This window comes from Peribacillus sp. NPDC096448 (assembly GCF_044762675.1).
GTDB lineage: Bacteria > Bacillota > Bacilli > Bacillales > DSM-1321 > Peribacillus > Peribacillus frigoritolerans_B.
This window is the reverse complement of the sequence record NZ_JBIWEU010000001.1, coordinates 685,395-707,460: the sequence shown is the minus strand read 5'-3', so window position 1 is coordinate 707,460 and position 22,066 is coordinate 685,395. Positions and strand designations below refer to the sequence as shown.

Genomic DNA, 22,066 nt, shown 5'->3' with positions numbered 1-22,066 from the left:
AATCATTTTCAATAAGTAATTAAATTTTTTTATTATTTTCCCTTAAAAACCGTAGAATATTCCGTATGTTCCTTTAATGCCTTCTCCTCCAGTGGGATTCTTACCGTCATCATCCAAACATTCAATAAACTAAAGATGATAGCAGTATAATATGCATTGAATAGTAAGGAAATAACTAAAATCTCAGTTGCCACTATGATATAGTTCGGATGTCTAAAAAATTTATAAGGACCTTTAATGACTACATCGGCATCAGGAACCACTATGATTTTTGTATTCCAATGTTTTCCCAATGAACGGATTACCCAAATCCTGCCTGACTGCATAATTAGAAAAAGGGTCAGCCAAATTGGCCAAAGTCCAGAAATATCCCTTTCAAGCGTGACCACTTCAATAATGAGAACGATAAAAAAACTAAGATGCATTAGAACCATCCATCTGTAATGGGACTTACCGTATTCTACTGCTCCTTCAGATTTCAGCTGTATTTCATTTTGTTTGGCGATATATAATTCAACAAGGCGCTGTATAGCGATCAAGATAATGAAAATGGCGAAGATCATCACTTCCACCTCATTAACACAAGTTCAGATGAAAACCCAGGCCCCAATGCAGCAGCCAGGCCTACCTCACCTTTATTCCCGCCCCGCTGCATGAACCTCTCCAGAACGTACAAAATAGTTGCTGAGGACATATTGCCAAATTCACGCAATACGCCCATTGACTCTGCCGTCATGCTTTCATCGAACCCGAGGGCTTCGTGATAAGCATCAATTACTTTCTTGCCTCCAGGATGGGCGATGAAATCTTTTATATCGTTTAGATCGAAACCATTCTCCATTAGGAACTCTTGGACATTCGGTTTAAGCCAATCCTTGATGATTGTAGGGATATCTTTCGAAAAGATGACGTATAACCCTTGATCTTTAACATCCCAACCCATTACATCCAATGAATCCGGCATAAGCGTCGATTGCGAATCCAAAAATTGCAAATGTCTTACTTTTTTTGAAAACTGTTCATTCGGCACTTCATCACCGCAAACCAAAATACAGCTTACCCCGTCGGAAAATAAGGAAGTTCCAATTAAATTGCTTTTGGAGATATCATTCCTTTGAAATGTCAGACTGCATAACTCCACGCTTAAAACAATGACCTTCGCATTCGGGTATGCTTTGCAATATTCAAAAGCACGCGATAGGCCACTCGCTCCCCCTGCACAGCCAAGCCCCCAAATCGGAATCCTTTTAGCATGCGGGCTAAATGGAAGTTCATTCATTATCCTGGCATCAATGGTCGGGGTGGCAATCCCCGTGCTTGAGATAAAAAAGAAAGCATCTAGCTCGTTTGCCTGCAGTTCTTCTTTTAAAAATTCTGTGTTGGCTAAGCATTTTTCTATTGCTTCTTTCCCAAACTTTACTGCCTGCTGTATATATAAATCATTCCGATCGGCAAAAGAATGATCCTCTTTAAACCAATCGAGATCATTTGAAAAATATCGATTTTTCACTTGTCCATTCTTAAATGCCTTTAGTAACCGTTCTATATTCTTAAATGATGCTCCAAATATTTCTCTCGAAAATTCCATGATTTTTTCCTGTGAAAGTAAATGTGGGAGCTTTACATGTGATGCAGATAATAAATACGGCATGATTCCACCCCTAATTATTCATGATATGGTTAATATACCCACCAGGATATCAATTATGCTTTATAGCTAAATGGTTATATTTATAGGCATTTAATAATATTTTTCTTTTTTTTCTAAAAAAATGGGTGAAAAAACCTATAAGAGAACATAACCATACAAGCGAAGGAACATCTCCCACGGATATCACCTGTCATGCCAATAATGACGCTAATGGATTCCTGTTCGAAAGGCTGTCTTATGAGGTACGGCTTTTGAATGTCCAAAAGAAAAAGGAATAACGGACTTAATGATTGAGGGTATAAACGGATGAGCAAAATAGGTGAAAGCATGTTTGGCATGCCGTTAGAAGGTGAAAAGCTTGAATCTTTTGCAGCAGTATTCGGCAGCATGCTTGCCGGTAACATTGCCACCTCTTTAGCAGAAACAAAGCATTGATTGATATTCCACCGCCAAACGTCATTGGGGGCACTAGCAAAATGAAAGGGTTCCATGAAGCAATCCATTTACAATTTCATTAAAAAGCGTGGGTACCCTTCATATCATCTTAATGATCGAATTGTATTCACGATATTATAAAACCCCCTTACCTATAATCGGTAAGGGGGCGCTTTCAGTCTTCTTTCTTCACTGAAGATTGATTTTGCACTTGTATAATGATATTTTGAAACTCCTCTTTTCCACACACACTGCACCTATACTCCTGACTTAGTATGGTCCGGCAATGAATACAATATTTTTTCTCCATCCCTATCACTACTTTCCTGAACATATACTATCAATATATTCAAAAAGTGAAGAGAGTTTCCTTTTATCTGACAAAACTCCAATTTCATTATTAATGATATTCTTCTGCCTAAACGAAAAAATGCCCAAAATCCTCATCACCTGAGGATTTTGGGCGTGTAAACGGGTGAATCTATCAAGATTACGAATCTATTTTTAATCAAGCTACATTTTGCCCTTCAATACGCCCTTCCTTCACTTTCCCTTTTGTAGGGACGATGTTAAAGACGATATTCAAGAAAATGGCTGTCAAACTTCCGGCTACAATACCATTTTCCGTTAAGATTTGAAAGCTTTCCGGAATTTGTGCAAATAGCTCAGGAACGACGGTCACCCCAAGTCCCATCCCTACTGAACAAGCGATGATCAATAAATTTTCTTGAGAAGCAAAATCCACTTTGCTCAACATCTTAATTCCAGCGGCAATTACCATCCCGAACATCGCAACCATTGCACCGCCAAGTACGGATGAAGGGATAATTGTCGTAAATGCACCGATTTTTGGAACAAATCCAATGAAAATGAGAATGCCCGCTGTTGTGTATATGACATTCCTTGTTTTAATGCCCGACAATTGAATCAAACCGACATTTTGTGAAAATGCCGTATAGGGAAACGAATTGAACAAGCCGCCAATCATGATGGCCAGACCTTCAGCACGATATCCGCGAGCTAGGTCGTCTTCTGAAATCTCTTTGTCCGTGATTTCACCAAGAGCATAATAAACACCAGTCGATTCCACCAAGCTGACGATCGCCACCAATGTCATTGTAATGATTGCCGTGACGTTGAATGTCGGAGTCCCAAAGTAGAAAAAATGTGGCATATGCAGCCAATTAGCACTGACAACCGAGCTAAAATCCACTTTTCCAAGGAAGAAGGCTGCAAAGGTTCCGACTAACAGCCCCAATAAAATTGAAATGGAGCGGACAAATCCCGTCGAGAATTTATACATGAATATGATGAATAACAAAGTTCCAAAACCAAGAGCTACGTTGTTCAAGTCTCCGAAATCAGCAGCTCCCTGGCCTCCACCGAGGTTGTTGATGGCAACAGGAATGAGCGTAATGCCAATAATCAAAACGACCGATCCAGTGACAATGGGCGGGAAGAACCTTGCCAGTTTTCCGAAGAACTTACTAATGATAATGACGATTAAACCCGACGCCAAAATAGATCCATAAATGGAATTGATTCCATATTGCGTACCAATTGCAATCATCGGGCTAACTGCTGTGAATGTGCAGCCCAGGACGACCGGAAGCCCAATTCCAAAGAATTTATTTTTCCACACTTGCAATAAAGTTGCTATCCCGCACATCAAAATGTCTATCGAAACTAAATAAGTCAACTGCGCAGCAGTCAATCCCAGCGCCCCACCGACTATCAATGGAATGACGACTGCACCGGCATACATGGCAAGAACATGTTGTAATCCTAATGAAGCAACTTTTAATGGTGATTGATTAGACATTGACTGCTGCTCCTTCCTTTTCATCGGCGAACGTTATCTCACCGAATTTCAACTCAGCAATTCGTGCAAGTGATTCCACTTGGAAACCTTGTTCCCTAAGATCCTTACCACCACTTTGGAATGCTTTTTCAATCACGATGCCGATTCCGGCCACTTCTGCTCCAACCTGCTTACAGATTTCCACCAAGCCCCTGGCAGCCTGTCCGACAGCAAGGAAGTCATCGATGATCAAAACCTTATCTCCAGCTTCAATATATTTATTGGATACGGTTATGGTATTGGTTTCTTTTTTTGTATAGGAATGAACGGACGCCGTCACTAAATCCTTTGTTAAAGTAAGTGATTTACGTTTACGGGCAAAAATGAGCGGAACTTCCATTTCCAGGGCAGCCATCAAACCAGGCCCAATGCCTGAAGATTCAATCGTCAGCACTTTCGTTATTTCCTTTTGTTCGAAACGTTTAACGAATTCTTTACCAATTTCTTTCATTAGCATAGGATCCATTTGATGATTTAAGAATGAATCTACTTTTAAAATGTCTTCCGATAAAGCTTGACCCTCGGACAAGATTTTTTCCTTTAAAAGTTGCATGAAGGTTCCTCCCAATCTTGGATGTATTACCCATAAACCAGGCAATTATTTTCCGGCATATAAAAAAGCCCAAGAAACATTGCGGCACTTTTTTGGAGTGAAGCAATACTTCTTGGGCATGAATGAAAAATGAATCAGCAAAAGCCTTCATTTACGCAACAAGATCTATTACTCACCCATAGTCGAATTATTTACGGTAATCCGGTAGAAACTTGCAGGCCATATCCCTGCTATTATACGAGTGAAACTTTATATTTTATTAATATATGAATTATAACAATGCTGGCTCTATTTGAAAAGTAATTTTTGATAAAAAAACCGAACTATCATTCAAAAAAATAAATCATCATTCGTATTATTAGAAAATTGGTAAAATCACAAGCATAAGTAACATGGGATATTCCCATTTAACCCCCCCACTTCATATAACATTTACTGGCATTTTGCTCATGCCCTTTTGTGGTGACCCATAAAAAAGAAGAAGGCTTTGACATTTAATGCAAGTCCTTCTTCCTTTGATTCATTTGATTTTATAAACTTCTTTATATTTATTTTCAAGATACTTTATTAAATACTGAACATTCAGGCCTTCCCCTGTCGTTTCTTTCAAAATCTCCATAGGTTTTTTGGTTTTTCCGTATTTATGTATCTTTTCATTAAGCCATTCCCTGATTGGCGCTATATTACCCGCTTCCAACAGTCCATCAAAATCAGGCAAATCTTTAAGCATAGCTTGCTTGATTTGGGCTGCATACATATATCCCAATGCATAAGAAGGGAAATAACCAAAGCTGCCATCTGCCCAGTGTACATCTTGCAACACGCCCATGGCATCATTTTCAGGAACAATTCCCAAATAATCCTTGTATTTTTCATTCCAGACTTCCGGTAAATTCTTCACTTCGAGTTCTCCATTAAAGAGAGCCTTTTCCAGTTCATACCGAATCATAATATGTAGAGGATACGTCAGTTCATCTGCTTCAATACGGATGAACGATGGTTTCGATTCGTTTATGCCCCGGTAAAATTCATCCAGCGTCACGTCATTGAATTGTTCGGGGGCATATTCTTTTAATAAGGAGAATTTATTTTTCCAGAAGCTATGGTTCCGTCCAATGAAGTTTTCGAAAAACAAAGATTGTGATTCATGGATTCCCATGGAGGTCCCGCAATCAAGAAGTGTTCCGGTTAACTCTTTGGCGATATTCTGCTCATAAATGGCATGTCCACATTCATGGATGGTACCAAAGATTGCCCCCCTAAAATCACTTTCATCGTAACGGGTCGTCACCCGGACATCGCCCCTATTCATTCTTATTTCAAAAGGGTGAACTGTTTCATCCAGCCTGCCAGCCTTGAAATCGTATCCTAGCTGTTTTAATATTTCCAAGTTGAGTTGATGCTGTTTTTCTTTTGGAAATTCTTTATAAAGGAACACTGTTTCAGGTTTATGTTCGCTTTTTGAAATCTGTTTTACCAAAGGGACGATGCTCGACCGAAGGTCACTGAATACGCTGTCAAGTATATCTACAGTCATGCCTGGTTCATACATATCCAAAAGGGTATTATATTTCGTCCCTTCATATCCCCAGTACTCTACGAACCTACGTGTATAAGCTACAATTTGCTCCAGATAAGGTTGAAATAAAGAAAAATCAGCTTTTTCCCTTGCCTCTTCCCATGCACTTTCAGAACGCGATTGTAAAATGACGAATTCCTTATATTCGTTTGCAGGAATTTTCTTATTCCTTTCAAACTCTTTTTTACACTCTTGCACCATTTTATTAGTAGTTTCACTAAGAGAGGCCTTCTCCATCGAAAGTTCTGCAATGAAGGATTCCATTTCTTTACTTGTGCTCATATTAAACACTTCGGAGGAAAGCACGCCGATAACTTCGGAACGCTGCTCAACTCCCTTTTTCGGTGCACCTGTACGCAAATCCCAAAAAATTAACGCGAGTGCTTCATTATACGCCGAGATTTTCTTTACATACTCTTTAAACTCTTTTTCCATCAGATCGATACCCTTTTTTGTCATATTCACTGCTCCTTCCAACTACACTTTACCATATTATACAAAAATCATTCATATCAGAACCACTCCGATTAATAAATTAAAATAAAATAAGAGCCAAGGGGCGCCTTGGCTCTTATTTTGGATAGGATTTAGTTAAAGCGTTACAGGAAGAATGGATACAATCTTCTCTTTCACCTGTTCCGAAAGATCCTTATCAATCAAAATCTGGACTGTCCCCGAATCATTGCTCGTCCTGATCAAACGCCCTATTCCCTGGCGCAATCGAAGGAGCATGTAAGGAAGGTCCACTTCTTCAAATGGGTCGTTAACCGAATTGCGTTTTGCCTCGAAAACTGGATCGCGTGGCGGGAATGGCAGGGAGTGTATCACAACATTTTGTAGTGAAGGTCCTGGAACATCAAGCCCTTCCCATAAATGATAGGAGAAAAGGACAGATTGCTCATCCTCTTGGAACTTCTTAACAAGCTCGCTGATTTCCGCTTCCCCTTCAAAATAAAATGGATAAGAAGATATTGGGCAGTTTTCCTTGAACCAATGCAATTCTTCTTTTGACTGGAACAACACTAGTGTTCGACCTTCATTTTCCTCAATTGTCTTCATCGTATATTGAAGTTTAGCCAATTGATCTCCATTTTCGAAGGCCGGCATGTTCATTTTCATGACTTCATCGTAATCAAATGGTGATTCAACGGAGAAGCTGTCATACTTTTCTATCCCTAAACTATCTGCAATATATTGGAAGGATTTATTATCCGATAATGTAGCCGATGAAAAAATGTAAGGGATTTTTTTAGAGAATACCTGTTCAGACAAAATATCCTGTACGAGTCTTGGCATGATGACCAATGTTTTGGTCATTTCATTTTCTTCAAACCAGGATACGGCCTGTTCATCCTTTACAAATAGAGAAAGGGAGTAGCCCAGCTGCTCTAAATATTCTTCCGTCACTTTTAAATCATAATCATTGATCGTGTACATTTCCGCTTCAAAAACCAGGTTCTCCTCTAACTCTTCAACCTTTTTGTGAAGCTTATGGGCAAAGCTTGTTATTTCTTTGGACATTGGGATTTCATAACGATTAGATCCGCTGACATGTATCGCTTTTTCACCCAACAAATCAAAAAATTCCTCATTGATATCAATTAAATCCTCAATGATGTATAAGGTTTCTTCACGAACCTGATTGGCTGTAAGCAATTCTAAAACCGAGGCAAGGGTTTGTTCCCCAACTTTATAAGTTAAAGCCTTTTGAGCAGCAAATTCCAGTAAGTGACCTTCATCAAAGACAACGCAGCTATGATCAGGCAGCAATGGTAGCTGTCCTTCACGCTTACGCTTTTCCTTAGTCCATACATGCTCCATGAAGAAGTCATGTGAACAAATGATCAAATCACTTGATTTTCGATAGTGGTCCCGTGAAAGGGTTTGCCCACATCGATGGCGTTTATCACATGTAAAACAGTTTTGGAGTTGATCCCAGCCAACTTTAGACCAGTCTTCATCATTTAAATATGGGTATTGCTTACGGTCCCCATATGCTGTATAGGCGTTCATGGATGAGTTATCATGGACAAACTTGGGAAGTTCATCATAGAGCTGATCTATTCCCTCTGAATCCTCATGATTCACTGCATAATCCAACTTCTTAAGACATACATATTGATCGTGATATTTGGCAAGCCGAACATCCACTTCAATACCTAAAGCATTCTTGATTTTTTGGATGTCGCCTTCCTCTTTGACAAGCTGTTCAATCAACGTTTCATCTGCACACGAAATAATTGCCGGTTTATTCGTATATCTCGCATAACAAATCGCATATAGTAAATAGACCAATGTCTTACCGGTCCCTACCCCTGCTTCAGCAAAACTTACATTCTTTTCCTTAAAGGCTTTTTCTAACTGAAAAGCCATGAAAATTTGTTCGTCACGCAGCTCAAATCCTTTTTCGGGAAGAATATCGTAAAAAACATCACCGATCCATTCTGAGAGCTTATCGTAAAAAGAATCTTCCTTTGTTACCGAAAAAGGCAGTGTTTTAAGCATCCTGGTCTCCCCTTTTATCTATCATCAGTATATAGAATCCGAATCATTATAATCTTAGGCAAAAGTATATTATCCTTTATTTCACATTAATAGTCAAGGTATTTACCAACCATTAGAAAATGAAACGTATTATGTATGTTTTCTATGTATGCTGCCTGGTTGCCCAATTCGTAAAATAAAAGACAGGCTCCAAAAGAGAGCCTGTCTGTAAATAATATAGGGTTGAATTAAGCTTTGTTTACGTTTGATGCTTGTGGTCCACGTTGACCTTGTTCTACATCAAATGTAACATCTTGGCCTTCTTCAAGTGTTTTGAAACCTTCGCCTTGGATAGCTGAGAAATGTACGAATACATCGTCTCCACCTTCACGTTCGATGAATCCAAAACCTTTTTCTGCGTTAAACCATTTTACTTTACCTTGTTCCATTTTTGTTGCCTCCTAGTGTGTTCTCCACACATTATATTACTATCCTTGCTCAAAAGAATATTAAGGTATTCCTTAAATCTGAACAAAAATAATTCATTATTAGAATAACAGAAAAGGAAATGATAAGCAAGACTGGAACCTATTATGAATAATTCGTCCTGAGTAGCAAAATCCTCCGTTATATTCTACCTACTTATTCACCTTGAGGCTGTCTTGGCGGCCTTTTCCCCCAATATTGATAAAGGTCCGCACGGATGAAACCATTGAACAATTTCCTTTTTTTCGTTGCAGGCTTACCGTAATGCTGTTCGAAGTCAGGATTCGAGGTAATCATGTATACTGACCATGTATCAAGCTTCTTGAAGGCCTGGCCCATTTCTCTATACATCTGCTCAACCGCTTTTTTCTCACCAAGACGTTCTCCATAAGGCGGGTTCCCGACAATGACACCATACTCTTTCCTGGTCGAGATATCCCTCACCTGCATTTGTTTGAATTCAATCAAATCACCAAGACCGGCTTCAAAACTATTCGCTTTAGCTATATCGACCATTCGATGGTCAATATCACAACCGGTTATGTCCAGGTACTGATCATAATCGGCTAAATCTTCAGCCTCGATTCGTGCTTCATCCCAAACCTTGCTGTCCATCCATGACCAAGTTTCAGATACGAATTCCCTGTTAAACCCAGGTGCTATATTCTGTCCAATTAAGGCCGCCTCGATGGGAATCGTTCCAGATCCACAAAATGGATCTATGAAAGGTTTATCCGGTTTCCAATTGGTCAGCATGATTAACGCAGCCGCCAATGTTTCTTTAAGGGGTGCCTCCCCCTGCCCGGTTCGATATCCCCGTTTATGCAAACCTGCACCTGAAGTGTCTATGGTAAGTGTCACAACATCTTTTAAAATAGACACTTCAATTTTAAACAAAGGACCAGTCTCTGCAAACCAAGACACTTGCTTATATTTACTTTTCAATCTATCAACAATCGCCTTTTTGACAATAGCCTGACAATCAGGGACACTGTAAAGCTTTGACTTGACGGATTTTCCACTCACGGGGAACTCGACATCGGCTGATAAGTAATCTTCCCAATTCAATGCCTTTGTTTTTTCAAACAACTCATCAAATGAATATGCTTTAAACTCAGCGACTTTTATTTTCACCCTATCGGCACTGCGCAGCCATAAATTAGAGCGGGCAATGGCTGATTGGTCCCCTTTATAGGTAATTTTACCATTTTCAACTTGACAATCGTAACCAAGATCTCGAACCTCCTTGGCAACAATTGATTCCAATCCCATTGCTGATGTTGCGATAATATCGAATTGTTTCATTAACTCTGCACCTTCTTTCCATTAATCCAAATCAATGGCACCTTTTCCGAATTTTTTCATTTATGTATATAAGAATCAGGCATTGATTTTTTACATGTAAACCTTATTTAAAAGGTCCACCGCCTTTTTATATTTAGTTAGAATTCTTCATTGTTTGCCTAGCTTATATCATGATCATATAGCGGGAACATTTATTAACTACCATGAAATAACGCTTTATTCAATTATCACTGCATCTTAAGATACACGTTGCAACTATATGATTGAAATCACAACCAATTATGTATGATCCTCATCCATTATCCTGTGATTTGAAGTTATCTGGCTTGTTACCTTCATTTTAGGGCTAACAGAAGAGTTAAGGAACCTTTATAAATAGGATACCCAGAATCAAGGAAATGCTTAACATTCCAACACTATTTTTAAAAACGTTTCCGTCGGCCCTCATTCAAGCCATTTTCTTTCCTCTTGACCCTTTTCGAATGGAATGAAAAACTTGCCAAGTTCTAAGTTTAACACAGCGGTGTTTAAGAATACGAAAAATAAATGGTAATGCCCAATTTTTTTATAAATAGGGCAATCTCCATAAACAAAAACTCCCCTTTAAAAAGGAGAGTTGTGCTTTTGGTGTTATATGATAACGTTTTGTAAGCCATGTTTTGTTCCTCAGTACTGCAAGCGACTCGCGTCTCGTACTTCGGCGGTAATCATCTATCTACAGAAGCATGTGCTTCTGTCCTTCTCCTCGTTCATTTCCAAGGAAGAAAGCGCCCCTACCATTAATTTGGGTTTCTCGCTCGTGGGGTTTACCTCGTTCCACCCTTTACATTTCTGTAAAGGCTACGTCACTGTGGCACTTTTATAGGTATTCATACCATATCCAAAAGGACTTAGGCATTTTCCCAGCCGTCAGCAATCCAAGATTGCTGCCCAAGCTTATTTTTTCGCCAGGCACGAACACTACGGACATCGCAGTCCGTGCGAGCATGGACTTTCCTCTACTGCATAAATGCAGCAGCAATTACCCAAACGTTAACATAACATAATTGATTATACTCCATTATTCATGAAAACACAATACCAAAATAATATTCACTTTTACAATGCAAAACCTCAGTCAAAAAGCTTGTTACCAAAAACGTGCTTTTCCAAGTTGGATAACCGTTTTAGGATGTCAAAATTAGTGGTTCCCGGAGTGGCACTTGGAGCAGGTTGATTTGGACGTTTTGTACTCTCTTCGGCTTGTTTTTTCAATTTAAGATTTTCTTGTTTAAGATCTTCAATTTCCTGATGGAACACTTCATAATCTTTAATGATCAAATCCAGGAATTGATCCACATCTTCAGGTTTATAACCGCGCATGGCTGTTTTAAAATCTTTTTCAAGAATATCTTTAGCCGTTAATTTTATCTTATCGGATAGCATAAGACTTCACCTCAATACTTTCGCCAATACAATCGACTTTTTATTATTTTTTCAAATCTGTTTGGGTTTGTCAATGAAACACCTTTTTGTATGCTTACTGTTTCAGTGAACGATATGTATTCCCATTAAATCTGTATCTAAATTTCATAATAATATGAATATGCTTTAGAAACAACTTTTAATCCATAATTATTTTCACTCCGTCATTCTTCGGACCAGCTCGCTTCTTCCGCAGCCAGTTGCAGATCATCAAAGTTTATCTGAAAGATGGGGTATGGCTGTGTTTCGGCTTTTTTCATCGCCTCGAAATATGGATATCGGGCTGACCCTTCTTTTTCGGCTTCGAAAATGATGAGCATGGCATCGCTTTTATGGACCATGTACCTATTTTTGATTTTAAGCTGTTCCGGCCCTTCATAAGGTTTGTTGAAAATGGACTCAACAAAATCTGCACGGGCCAATATGGATCGGTAAAACTCTTGATTCGTCTCGTTCCATGACTCTTCCTGTTTCAGGAAAGGAGTAAGCACCCCTAATTTAAGCTGATGATAATCTTCCTGTAATTCGAAAACCACTTCGGCACCCCATAATTCCGTACCCAACTGACCTGAGATGATCACCCATTCCAGCCCATCTTCCACCAATGGCAGGAGACGCTGTTTCATCGCTTTTTTTATATATTTTACGGCTTCATGGTCATTTTTGAATATCCCGAATTCAAAAGCTTTGTAGCCCGTCATATACAAAACCTTCATTGCATAGTCAATCTCCCTTTTAACATGTTATGTAAGAAAACAAGGGCTTAATAAGCCCTTATTTTTTAGTATCCGAAATGCCTAGGTGGACAGCATGGGTTTTGCGGCGGCCTTCCACATATCAAGTGTTGATTATAGCACTCATTCACCACGGATTGAGTATGTGGGAAATAATGCTTAAACGTGTTCACATGTTTATTGACATTTGTAGTATGTGATGGATGAACGACAGGAATCACTGTGTTCGATACATTCGTATTGACATATTGCTGTGTTGGAGAGACTTGCACTGGGGCAACTTGAGATGGAGATGTTTGTGTTGGGCCATATTGCGCTGGAGACACAGCCATCGGACTAAAGGCTCCCATTACGTTAGAGTTTTTACCGGTTGTCGCTCCCATTACGTTGTTGGGGTGTTTACCGGTTGATGCGCCCATTACTCCAGGTGCGTTCCCGTATGCTCCCATTACATTGTCGGATGCGCCCATTACATGGGGTTTATTTCCTCCACAATTACGAAAATACATTTATAATTCGTCCCCTTTCATCATGATAAGTTTAGCCTTACCATTACAGACTATGAAAAAAAGGGGATACGTGTACTGATGAAATGACCTAATTATACAGAATAAGTATAAAACGATGTATGGCTGTCGATAAGTACACTATTTATATTAATGCTATCTTCAAATGTACAGAGGATAATTTTCTACAAAAAGGAATAGAGACTGTCTTTTAATGAAGTAAATAAAACAATCGTTAAACAAAGGACAACAAAAAATAGAAATAAAGTCGTTTTATACATTTCTCCGCTCCGCTTTCACCTTAATTTTATTTGATGTAAAGGTATGAAATGAACGCTTGGAATTTCACCCTCAACTCTTTCCATTTTACACACAATAGTTGAAGGCTACAATAATTGTATACATATTTTTTATTTTCAGCCTTTTGCACTAAAAGACCATTCTCATTCCTTTATTTTATACAGAAATATCCTTTGAATCCTCTTTCATTTCAAGCCGCCGAATCCTCTTTTCCAATTCCAATTGTTTTTTTCCCGGAGCGATCCCTTCCCTTACCATCTCTTGATGGGCGATCATTGAACATTTTAGAGCTTGACCGACTTCTTTAAATTGATGTTCGTATAATTTTGCACATTCAATCTGTGCCTGTATCCTCATTTGCACATTCCCTTTTAAGGCGACATCCTTCCAAATCTCCAAAGCTTCATTGAATTGTTTTAGCCTCTTTTTCTGGAAGGCTAAAGCATGGCCAGCCATTATCCGATCTTCCTGACTGCCCGCTTCCAATATTTTTTGATATGTCTCTACTGACTCCTCTTTTTTCCCCAAATAATCGAGCCATCGTGCAATTTCCATGGACTCTTCCGTATATCCATCGATTTGGAGGATTTTTCGGGACAAATGAATATACAATGTGATCAGTGATAAGATATCCAATTCATTATGTTTCATGATCCCAAACAGAATTTCCGGATTCTTCCTCTCAACAAAATCAAAATAAATCATCGGCGCCAAATATCCAGGAATATCATTTTCTCTATGTACACCTAGAATATCTGTTTCGACCGCTGATAATTTCACTCGCTCCAATTTGTTTCTCCAAAGGCGTCTTGAAGCATGATACAAATCGAAATGTCCGAACTCCGGTAATTTTGGTACATGTTCTTTTATCAAGGTATGTCTTGTTTTTAGCTGGGGCCAATCAAAGGATTTACCATTATATGTGACAAGCGTTTCGTAATTTATATTTTCAAGAAAGCTTTGATAAAGCGGGATTTCACTTCCGGGCTGTGGAAGGATATGTTGTTTCACGACAACTTCTTCACCTTCTAAATACGCATAACCAAGTAAAAAAATGGTATTGCCCGCTCCGCCTCCAAGGCCTGTCGTTTCCGTATCGAAGAAAAACAGATCTTCACATTTAACGCCCCTGGCGGAGAGTGGATGCTCCAGTGAAGTTTGATTCCACTCTTTTACGACCTTTTTCAGTTCGGAAAATGCATATAACCCGTGTTTGTGATTTATAGGGTAGCGGACTTCCCTAATGAAACAATAGTCACCATCGAAATGAAAGGAAACGGTATCGTTCTCCAGCCACTTTTCAAAGTAGGGAATTTCTTCATTCTCTTTCTGGTCATTCACTTGTATAGGAGAAGGATGTTTCCCTAGGTTCATATGGGTTTTCATACGGTTTAATTTATTTTTTAAAGACATAAAATTACACCTCTTTTCACTTATCACTACAACCTATTAATGTTTTTGCTTACAAAATTGACCTAATAATTGTTTGGCATCACTCTTGGCTGTTTTCGTTGCGGATTCCGTACCGATACAGGAAGGACAGCCGCTTTCACATGTGCAATTTTCGATCATTGATATTGTTTCCAGCAGGATGACTTCAGAGTTTTCATATACTTTATCACTTAACCCTATGCCACCCGGATAACTATCATAGATGAAAATGGTCGGTTTTTCATTATGCGCTGCCTTAACCTGAGGATACACATGAATATCATGCGGATCGCACATGACATATAGCGGAATCATGTAATTTAGCGCATGGGAGGCACCTATCATTCCTTGTTCTATTCGATTTTCGTCCCAATTGAATATATCAGGATCCATGGAAAGCATGGCCGAACTCGTATGCAGTTCCATCTCCGGGAGACTGATTGGCCCTGAACCAATATTTTCATGAGTTTCGAATTTGATTTTCTTGAAGATCGTAGGCATTGCCCGAATTGCGACATCACCAAAAGCAGCTGCTGTGGAAGCGAAAGTTCGCTGTTTATCCACTTCCAATACAGACAACTGAACAGCAAGGTTAGCATCCGTATAATAGTCCACATTGACTTCACGTACATAAGCTTTCTTTTCATCCCAATCAAGTTCTTCCACCTGAAATTGAATTCCCTGGTGCAAATAAATGGCTTCATCGTGAAGAAGGGTCATTGCACTGAACGTATCCATTTCCCCGATGACCCGATTAACCGGTGCATTCGTTTGGTCGATGATCACGACATTTTCCTGTGCTGCTGAACGCAGGCTGATATTGCTTGCGGGAAAAGCATCATTCATCCAATGCCATCTGTCCCCATTCAGGTGTAAGACCCTTTCTTCTGTAAGGAATTCAAGAACGTCCATAATCTCTGTTCCCCCAAAGGTATCGCCTTTTTTAAATGGCAGTTCATATGCTGCACATTTTACATGATCAACCAAGATCAAAAGATTATCCGGATTGATTCTTGCCGTTTCTGGATTTCTGGTAAAGAAATAATCGGGATGCTGTACGATATATTGATCAAGGGCACTGGAACTGCCGACCATTATGATCAACGCTTCCCCATGCCTTCTTCCTGCCCTTCCCGCCTGTTGCCAGGCACTCGATATGGATCCAGGGTAACCAGTCATTATGCAAACCTGAAGCTGGCCGATATCGACACCCAACTCAAGTGCATTTGTGGAAACCACTCCATAAATGGAACCATCCCTGAGGCCTTGTTCAATTTCCCTGCGCTGTGTTGGCAGATATCCACCGCGATAGCCCCTGATCGATTTTGGCCCCAATTGCTTTGACACAAGCTCCTGTAAATATGTCAATAGAATTTCCACACGAACCCTGCTTCGCGCAAAAACGATGGTTTGAATTTTATTTTTCAAAAATTCATTTGCCAGCTTCCTGACTTCCAAAACCGCACTCCTTCGTATGTTCAGCGGTTTATTGACTATTGGGGGATTGTAAAACACAAAATGCTTTTTCCCACTCGGGGCTCCGTTATTATCGATAAGGACCATTTGTTTTTCCGTAAGCTCTTCTGCCAACTCTTTTGGATTATTGATCGTAGCGGAAGTACAGATGAATACAGGGTCGCTTCCATAAAAATTACAAATCCTTTTTAACCTTCTTATGACGTTGGCTGTATGACTTCCGAAAACGCCGCGGTAAATATGGAGTTCATCGATGACCACATACTTCAAGTTTTCAAACAAAGAGACCCATTTCGTATGATGGGGCAAGATTCCGGAATGGAGCATATCAGGATTGGTGATCACGATATGCCCTGCCTGGCGGATTTTTTGCCTGATATTTGAAGGTGTGTCCCCGTCGTATGTATAACTATTTATCTCAGCATCCATTTCATGGATCATTTCATTCAATTCGCTTTTTTGATCATTGCTTAGCGCTTTTGTCGGAAAAATATAAAGCGCCCTGGTTTTTTCATCTTCCAGTATTTTTTGAAGGACCGGCAAATTATAGCATAATGTTTTACCAGAAGCTGTAGGCGTGACCGCTACAAGGCTATTGCCACTGACAGCAGCATCAAATGCAGTTGCCTGATGGGTATACAACCCATTTATCCCCCGTATTTCAAGAGCATGCTTGATTTTATCATTCATTGCATCGGGAAAAGGAACATGTTTTGCCTCTTTTGCTTCAATTACTTGCCAATGTACTATATTATCTTTAAAGTCTTCATTTGTTTTTAAATCCTTGATGATTTCTTGTAAATTTTTTCGCAGTTTCATTTAACCACCTCATACTCCTATTCTACCGAATGAACGTTCTATGCAAAAGGGAAACTATTTCCTATTCAAAAAAAAAGCTGGAAACGTCGACATCTCGTTTCCAGCCCGGTCATTTTTTCATTAATTCTTCTCGACAAAGCGAATGATTTCTTCGATTAGCCTTCCTGGAGCTTCCAACATTCCCATATGGCCGCTGCCCTTAAGTATAACTTCATTGATATGGCTTCCTTTTACAGAAAAAGTTTTTTCAACGGGAATCACCTTATCCTGTTCACCTGCAACTAAAAGGACAGGCAACTTCGTATCTTTGAGAACATGATTTCTGTCTATTCTGTTCCTCATGGCATGTAAAGACCCTATCGCACCAATTTCACTTGTTTTATATCCAATTTCCTTTGTATGCTCAATATTGGGATCATCTGAATTAGCAAAAAGCTTTGGTATAAGTCCGTCAATGAAAGCAGGGATTCCCTCACTTTCGATTTTCTCGACAGATTTTAAGCGCCCTGCCTTTCCAGACTCATCGTCTGGGAAAGCGGTAGAATGTACCAATGAAAAACCAGACAATTTCCCAGGAAACCTTTCTGCGAATGCCAAGGTGATATATCCCCCAAGCGAATGACCAAACATATATACCTGTCCGATTTCCAGTTCTTCCAAAAATGACGCAATATCAGCAGCCATATCTTCAATCGAGAAAGATCCCCCTATTTCCTCACTTGCACCATGTCCCCGTAAATCAACGGCAATAACCCTGTATTCTTCCTTTAATCCAGCAATGATGTCACTCCAATATTCATGGCTTCCGCAAAATCCATGGATAAACAACAATGTTTCATTACCTTTCCCGGTATCTATGTAGGAAAGTTTGCTATCTGTCATATTAAACCCTCATTTCCTTTATTAATCATTCAGTAACGTTATTCCCTATGAAACTGTATCTGAAACCCAACAGTGGATTCACATTTCTTCATTCCTCACATAGCTTATAGGCAAAGGAATTTTTTAGAAAGGAGCACCGTGATGACCTCTTCTGAAAAAAATAATAATCGGAATCGAATAGAACCCTTTTCCCATTTCATAAACAAAATGGATCGGCTGTTTTCCGAAAGGCCCCCAAAAGGCATGCTGAAATCTCTTGACGATTTCTTCGGTTCGGCGAAAGAACGCAGCTTTCCGGTTGATATTCACGAAACGCATTCAGAATATATAATTACTGCAACCTTACCCGGAATTGCACGCAGCCAAATATCAATTGATGTTCTGGCCCATGCAGTAACCATATCTGCAAACCATGTAGATAGAAAGCATAAAAATCAAGGATTGTTCCAAAAGGAAGTTTCAGCCGGTACTTTTTCAAGAACCATTTCTTTTCCAAAACCGATTGATGAAGCAAAAGTGACCGCTCGACATCGCGATGGCATCCTCACGCTTCACCTACCCAAAATCAGAGGGAATCGGATTGAAATCCATTAGGCATGAATAAAAGCAGACTTAAAAAAGTGGCTGGTCACTTGTAAGTCTGCTTTTCCTTTATTCACAACCATCTATGATTTAAAGAAGCCCCCTACTCCTTTGACCATTGAAGATACTTGAGAAACTGTATTCATCATTTGTCCAGCTGTGTTCATCATCTTCGTTATATCCATGGAGCCATCTTGTGTTTTGAATTGATTCATGACCGATTTAAAACCCGATGGCTGGGGTTTTTGCATGAATTGCTGCTTAGGATATGGATTATGAGCCTGCTGCTGACTTTGCGGAGGCCTTTTAGCTGGCTGTAACGGATTGGCGAACGGACTAAAAGCTTGCGGTGGAAGATTGGACTGGATTGGCTGCATTTGTGTCATTGGCTGCATTACACTGTTGCCCGGATAAGCTCCTACAGGCATCGCCTGCTGCTGGACTGGTTGGAATGGGTGATAGGCCGCCTGCTGATAAGGATCATGATATGGCGTCATATAGCCCCCTGTATCCTGGTGATGATATGGATACATAAATGGTTGTTCAAGATTATGATTATTTGGCGGAGGATACGGCATAGGCTGTTGGTATCCTCCCCAATTTTCCGGCATTGATTGAGGAAACTGTCCTTGATTTGGGGAGATTTGGTTATAACCGGATCTCATCATGTCAATGAGCCCTCCTCTTTTTTCATTACATGGTTCTGATAATATATGAAAAAAGAGATAATAAAGTGTAGGTGTTTTTATGATAAAATCCGATCGATTTCCGTTTTTACATTATTAAGGATGAATTCAATCGACTGGACATGGCTTTTAAATCGCTTATAACTTGTTTTAGGAAAAAATGCCTGAACGGCCACATCGGAAAGGTTATGGGCGGTTTGTTCGATTTGCTCGGGGAAAAGATGCCTAAATTCGGTTTCTTTCATCCACTCCTTCATTCCGGTTTCCCATTCGATGCATACGGCCCTGACCTGATCTGCAAACGGCTTTACTTCCGAAAAGAAATCCATTTCCTTTCCTTCCTTCCGTACACCTTCATAAATATCATCCGCTTGGTCCGTATATTTAATTAATTGTTCTGTTAATAGCTGCAGTTTTTCTTTTTGCACAATATATTCCTCCGTACATTTGTTTCCCTTAGTATAATCCAGTTCTTTATAAAATGATATTCCTGGGATTATACGTGCAATTCAGTGAAAACCTTGTGTTTTATAATTGTTTTTTCCGGAATAATGGAAAAGGAATGGTTCACACCTTCAGCATTCACCCAATAATCCTCGGCTTTCTCAATGGCTTCCTGGGCTTCATTAACTAATGTATATTGCTCCGCCCATAGTTTACACCGCACTGTATTTACAGTTTCCCCATATGAAATTTCCAAACGATCCAGGCTGGTACTGATCTCAGCTATCATCCTTAATATCTCTTCTGTTGCGACACTTTTATTGACCATTCTGATCCCTCCCATTCTTTACCTGTACTATTCTTTTTTTTATCTGAAAGCCCTTCATGACTGACAAAACTAGAAGCGAATCGGCAAAGAAAGTGCAATTCACTTAATTTATTATGCCCTTCGACAACAATGGCAGAATGAAGAATGAAGTTTTAAACAAGAATACAGACAGGAGGTGATTTTATGCAGTCGAATGAAAGCAGACAGCAAAAAAACGAAAAACGACAAAAGCCGCCCACTAAAAAGGCAGGAATGGGAAACCCGAAACTTAGTGGAGAAAACCGCCCCTCTACGTAAGACATAAATGCTGAACGATAAACAGGGAAGGCTTCATCGACGCCTTCCCTGTTTCCTATTATAAAATCCATTTTTTGATTATTGCTGCCGTATGCAGCTGCTTTTGTTTATGATCATACCATTCGGTCAAATGCGGGTCTTCTTCCCATTTGGGTTCAATGAACCATTTCTTTTTAACCTTTTTTTTCATATCCCATTGCTCTGTCTCCCCTGCTTGATGATGAATCAATGGATATACTCCCCTCAGCATCGGGGTTTCATGGTACCTAGGCTTTTTTCGATATTGTTCATAATCATATCTGGCACCCGTTGGTTCTGTCCTGCAGGAAAATTCATAAAATAGCGGAAATAGATCTTCAGAAAATAAAAGCCCAGCCAATCTTTTCCCCAATTCAATCCTTTTATCGATATTCCTAAAATGCGAAACGGACGAGCCATACAGTTCTCCATTGCAAGTAGGAAATAAAACGGTGCTAAAATGCATCCAGTCCTGCAGGAAAAATAATAGAGAATGAAAAACGAAGGATTGCTTTTTAATAACCGGTTCTTCAATGATGTTTTGTTCATTTATGATAAGCGCAGTGACTAATTTTTCACGATTTCCATGTTTCCAAAAGGAATACCATTCGTTCTTCATGAATTTGGTAATAAAAAAATAATGACATAAGTGAAACAATGGACGTCCATACTTCGTCGAATAATGATAGAGAAGCAATTGCGGATACGCATCTTGGAATATTCTCCAGTTGGCTTCTTCATACGTTAGGAATAAGTGATGCCTGTATTTAAGGCCAAGTAAATCGGAAAACCAAATCCCTTCAAGATCACACATATTCCAGCCTGCATTCCTGGAAACCATCCCAGCTAAAAAAGACCATTGTATTTCTGGATGGATTCTGAAAAATTGTTCATATGCTTTTGTTCTTGATATATTATCCCTATTCCCTTTTGCAGTTTGGGCTTTTATGGATTGGAGCAATTGCTTTTCCGTCTTTAACATTCGCATCTAGCCTTTCTATAGCGATGAATTGTGACATATAGTTGTACATAAATCCTATCGTTCTAAGAAACAATTCTTTTTATTCACATATTGGATTCTTTTTTTGCTAATATAGATAAGTGAAAAAAAGGAGGGGTAAAAGTGGCATTTCATTATCCCAACGGACGAAGATTTGTACCGCAGGCTATGGAAGAAAAGAAAAGTCCACTAAAAAAAATCAGTTACAGCAACCGGGGAAAAACATTGGAAGACGATTTGAACGAAACCAATCAGTATTATTTAGCACACGGCATTGCCGTCATCCATAAAAAACCGACACCCATTCAAATTGTCGATGTCCACTATCCGAAAAGAAGTGCTGCTGTCATTAAAGAAGCTTATTTCAAACAAGCATCGACCACCGATTATAATGGTGTTTATAAAGGAAAGTACATTGATTTTGAGGCAAAGGAAACGAAAAACAGCAGTTCGTTCCCGCTGAAGAATTTTCATGACCATCAAATTGAACATATGAAGCATATCGTTCAGCATGACGGAATTGCGTTTGTCATCATCCGGTTTTCCGCAATGGATGATATATATCTAATGAGTTCCGAACAACTGAGTTTTTATTGGAAGAGAATGAAAGAAGGCGGACGCAAATCTATAACTCTTCAAGAGGTTGAAAACAGTTCACGAAAGATTACTCTTGGCTTTCAACCGAGAATTGACTATATTAAAGTAGTAGATTCGCTCATCGCAGAAAATTTTTAGTTTTTTAGAA

The 22,066-nt window shown here is 39.4% G+C and carries 21 protein-coding genes, 1 other RNA gene and 1 riboswitch; of the genes, 3 read left to right on the top strand and 19 right to left on the bottom strand.

The window, feature by feature from the left end:
* Positions 1-32: 32 nt before the first annotated feature.
* Entirely contained in the window at positions 33-563 is a 531-nt protein-coding gene (locus tag ACIQ0C_RS03430) for an isoprenylcysteine carboxyl methyltransferase family protein (RefSeq protein ID WP_403056850.1), read from the bottom strand.
* The gene (locus ACIQ0C_RS03425; protein ID WP_402840115.1) at positions 563-1,651 is read right to left on the bottom strand and encodes a type III polyketide synthase; all 1,089 of its coding nucleotides are present in this window, start codon (positions 1,649-1,651) and stop codon (positions 563-565) included. Before ACIQ0C_RS03425 ends, ACIQ0C_RS03430 begins: the two co-directional genes overlap by 1 nt.
* A gap of 306 nt (positions 1,652-1,957) precedes the next feature.
* On the opposite strand from ACIQ0C_RS03425, the gene ACIQ0C_RS03420 reads away from it, so the two are divergent.
* Positions 1,958-2,086: a hypothetical protein gene (locus tag ACIQ0C_RS03420; RefSeq protein WP_403056847.1), complete on the top strand. Its 129-nt coding sequence runs from the start codon at positions 1,958-1,960 to the stop codon at positions 2,084-2,086.
* Positions 2,087-2,594: 508 nt separating this feature from the next.
* On the opposite strand, the gene ACIQ0C_RS03415 is transcribed toward ACIQ0C_RS03420, so the two are convergent.
* The 13 genes from ACIQ0C_RS03415 to ACIQ0C_RS03355 all read right to left on the bottom strand — a co-directional run bounded on the left by ACIQ0C_RS03415 (position 2,595) and on the right by ACIQ0C_RS03355 (position 17,966).
* Positions 2,595-3,908, bottom strand: a complete 1,314-nt coding sequence (locus ACIQ0C_RS03415; protein ID WP_403056844.1) for a nucleobase:cation symporter-2 family protein — start codon at positions 3,906-3,908, stop codon at positions 2,595-2,597.
* The gene (locus tag ACIQ0C_RS03410) at positions 3,901-4,500 is read right to left on the bottom strand and encodes a xanthine phosphoribosyltransferase (RefSeq protein ID WP_403056841.1); all 600 of its coding nucleotides are present in this window, start codon (positions 4,498-4,500) and stop codon (positions 3,901-3,903) included. Before ACIQ0C_RS03410 ends, ACIQ0C_RS03415 begins: the two co-directional genes overlap by 8 nt.
* A 159-nt stretch (positions 4,501-4,659) precedes the next feature.
* Positions 4,660-4,761: riboswitch (purine riboswitch) on the bottom strand.
* Positions 4,762-5,020: 259 nt separating this feature from the next.
* The gene (locus tag ACIQ0C_RS03405; RefSeq protein ID WP_403056838.1) at positions 5,021-6,538 is read right to left on the bottom strand and encodes a carboxypeptidase M32; all 1,518 of its coding nucleotides are present in this window, start codon (positions 6,536-6,538) and stop codon (positions 5,021-5,023) included.
* A 132-nt stretch (positions 6,539-6,670) separates the two neighbouring features.
* Positions 6,671-8,584 (bottom strand): ATP-dependent DNA helicase, encoded by a 1,914-nt coding sequence (locus ACIQ0C_RS03400; RefSeq protein ID WP_403056835.1) that lies wholly within the window; start codon positions 8,582-8,584, stop codon positions 6,671-6,673.
* A gap of 227 nt (positions 8,585-8,811) precedes the next feature.
* A complete protein-coding gene (locus tag ACIQ0C_RS03395) occupies positions 8,812-9,012 on the bottom strand; it encodes a cold-shock protein (protein WP_034307871.1) in 201 nt (66 codons plus the stop codon).
* 193 nt (positions 9,013-9,205) lie between these two features.
* Positions 9,206-10,354 (bottom strand): THUMP domain-containing class I SAM-dependent RNA methyltransferase, encoded by a 1,149-nt coding sequence (locus tag ACIQ0C_RS03390; RefSeq protein ID WP_403056832.1) that lies wholly within the window; start codon positions 10,352-10,354, stop codon positions 9,206-9,208.
* Between the two features lie 643 nt (positions 10,355-10,997).
* An RNA gene (rnpB, locus tag ACIQ0C_RS03385) (RNase P RNA component class B) lies at positions 10,998-11,387 on the bottom strand.
* 80 nt (positions 11,388-11,467) lie between these two features.
* Positions 11,468-11,779, bottom strand: coding sequence for a cell division regulator GpsB (gene gpsB / locus ACIQ0C_RS03380; protein WP_061463822.1), 312 nt, complete (start codon positions 11,777-11,779; stop codon positions 11,468-11,470).
* Positions 11,780-11,982: 203 nt separating this feature from the next.
* Complete coding sequence (locus ACIQ0C_RS03375) at positions 11,983-12,534, bottom strand: SLOG family protein (RefSeq protein WP_402840096.1); 552 nt, start codon at positions 12,532-12,534, stop codon at positions 11,983-11,985.
* 65 nt (positions 12,535-12,599) lie between these two features.
* Positions 12,600-13,061, bottom strand: a complete 462-nt coding sequence (locus ACIQ0C_RS03370) for a CotD family spore coat protein (protein WP_403056829.1) — start codon at positions 13,059-13,061, stop codon at positions 12,600-12,602.
* A 453-nt stretch (positions 13,062-13,514) separates the two neighbouring features.
* Complete coding sequence (locus ACIQ0C_RS03365) at positions 13,515-14,771, bottom strand: ribonuclease H-like domain-containing protein (protein WP_403056826.1); 1,257 nt, start codon at positions 14,769-14,771, stop codon at positions 13,515-13,517.
* A gap of 36 nt (positions 14,772-14,807) precedes the next feature.
* Complete coding sequence (locus ACIQ0C_RS03360) at positions 14,808-17,084, bottom strand: DEAD/DEAH box helicase (RefSeq protein ID WP_403056823.1); 2,277 nt, start codon at positions 17,082-17,084, stop codon at positions 14,808-14,810.
* A gap of 120 nt (positions 17,085-17,204) precedes the next feature.
* Entirely contained in the window at positions 17,205-17,966 is a 762-nt protein-coding gene (locus ACIQ0C_RS03355; protein WP_403056820.1) for an alpha/beta fold hydrolase, read from the bottom strand.
* 141 nt (positions 17,967-18,107) lie between these two features.
* Between ACIQ0C_RS03355 and ACIQ0C_RS03350 the strand changes: the two genes are divergently transcribed.
* Positions 18,108-18,560: an Hsp20/alpha crystallin family protein gene (locus ACIQ0C_RS03350; protein WP_403056817.1), complete on the top strand. Its 453-nt coding sequence runs from the start codon at positions 18,108-18,110 to the stop codon at positions 18,558-18,560.
* A gap of 71 nt (positions 18,561-18,631) precedes the next feature.
* Here ACIQ0C_RS03350 and ACIQ0C_RS03345 read toward each other — a convergent pair whose 3' ends face one another.
* From ACIQ0C_RS03345 to ACIQ0C_RS03330, 4 genes are all read right to left on the bottom strand, one after another.
* On the bottom strand, positions 18,632-19,216 hold the full coding sequence (locus ACIQ0C_RS03345) for a YppG family protein (protein ID WP_403056814.1): 585 nt from the start codon (positions 19,214-19,216) through the stop codon (positions 18,632-18,634).
* Between the two features lie 77 nt (positions 19,217-19,293).
* Positions 19,294-19,662 carry a YppE family protein gene (locus ACIQ0C_RS03340; RefSeq protein WP_402840077.1) on the bottom strand — a complete coding sequence of 123 codons (369 nt, stop codon included), beginning with the start codon at positions 19,660-19,662 and terminating at the stop codon, positions 19,294-19,296.
* Positions 19,663-19,730: 68 nt separating this feature from the next.
* Complete coding sequence (locus ACIQ0C_RS03335; protein WP_402840074.1) at positions 19,731-20,006, bottom strand: hypothetical protein; 276 nt, start codon at positions 20,004-20,006, stop codon at positions 19,731-19,733.
* Between the two features lie 355 nt (positions 20,007-20,361).
* A complete protein-coding gene (locus tag ACIQ0C_RS03330) occupies positions 20,362-21,303 on the bottom strand; it encodes a DUF2515 family protein (protein ID WP_402840072.1) in 942 nt (313 codons plus the stop codon).
* Between the two features lie 141 nt (positions 21,304-21,444).
* On the opposite strand from ACIQ0C_RS03330, the gene recU reads away from it, so the two are divergent.
* On the top strand, positions 21,445-22,056 hold the full coding sequence (gene recU / locus ACIQ0C_RS03325; RefSeq protein WP_403056811.1) for a Holliday junction resolvase RecU: 612 nt from the start codon (positions 21,445-21,447) through the stop codon (positions 22,054-22,056).
* Positions 22,057-22,066: the final 10 nt, after the last annotated feature.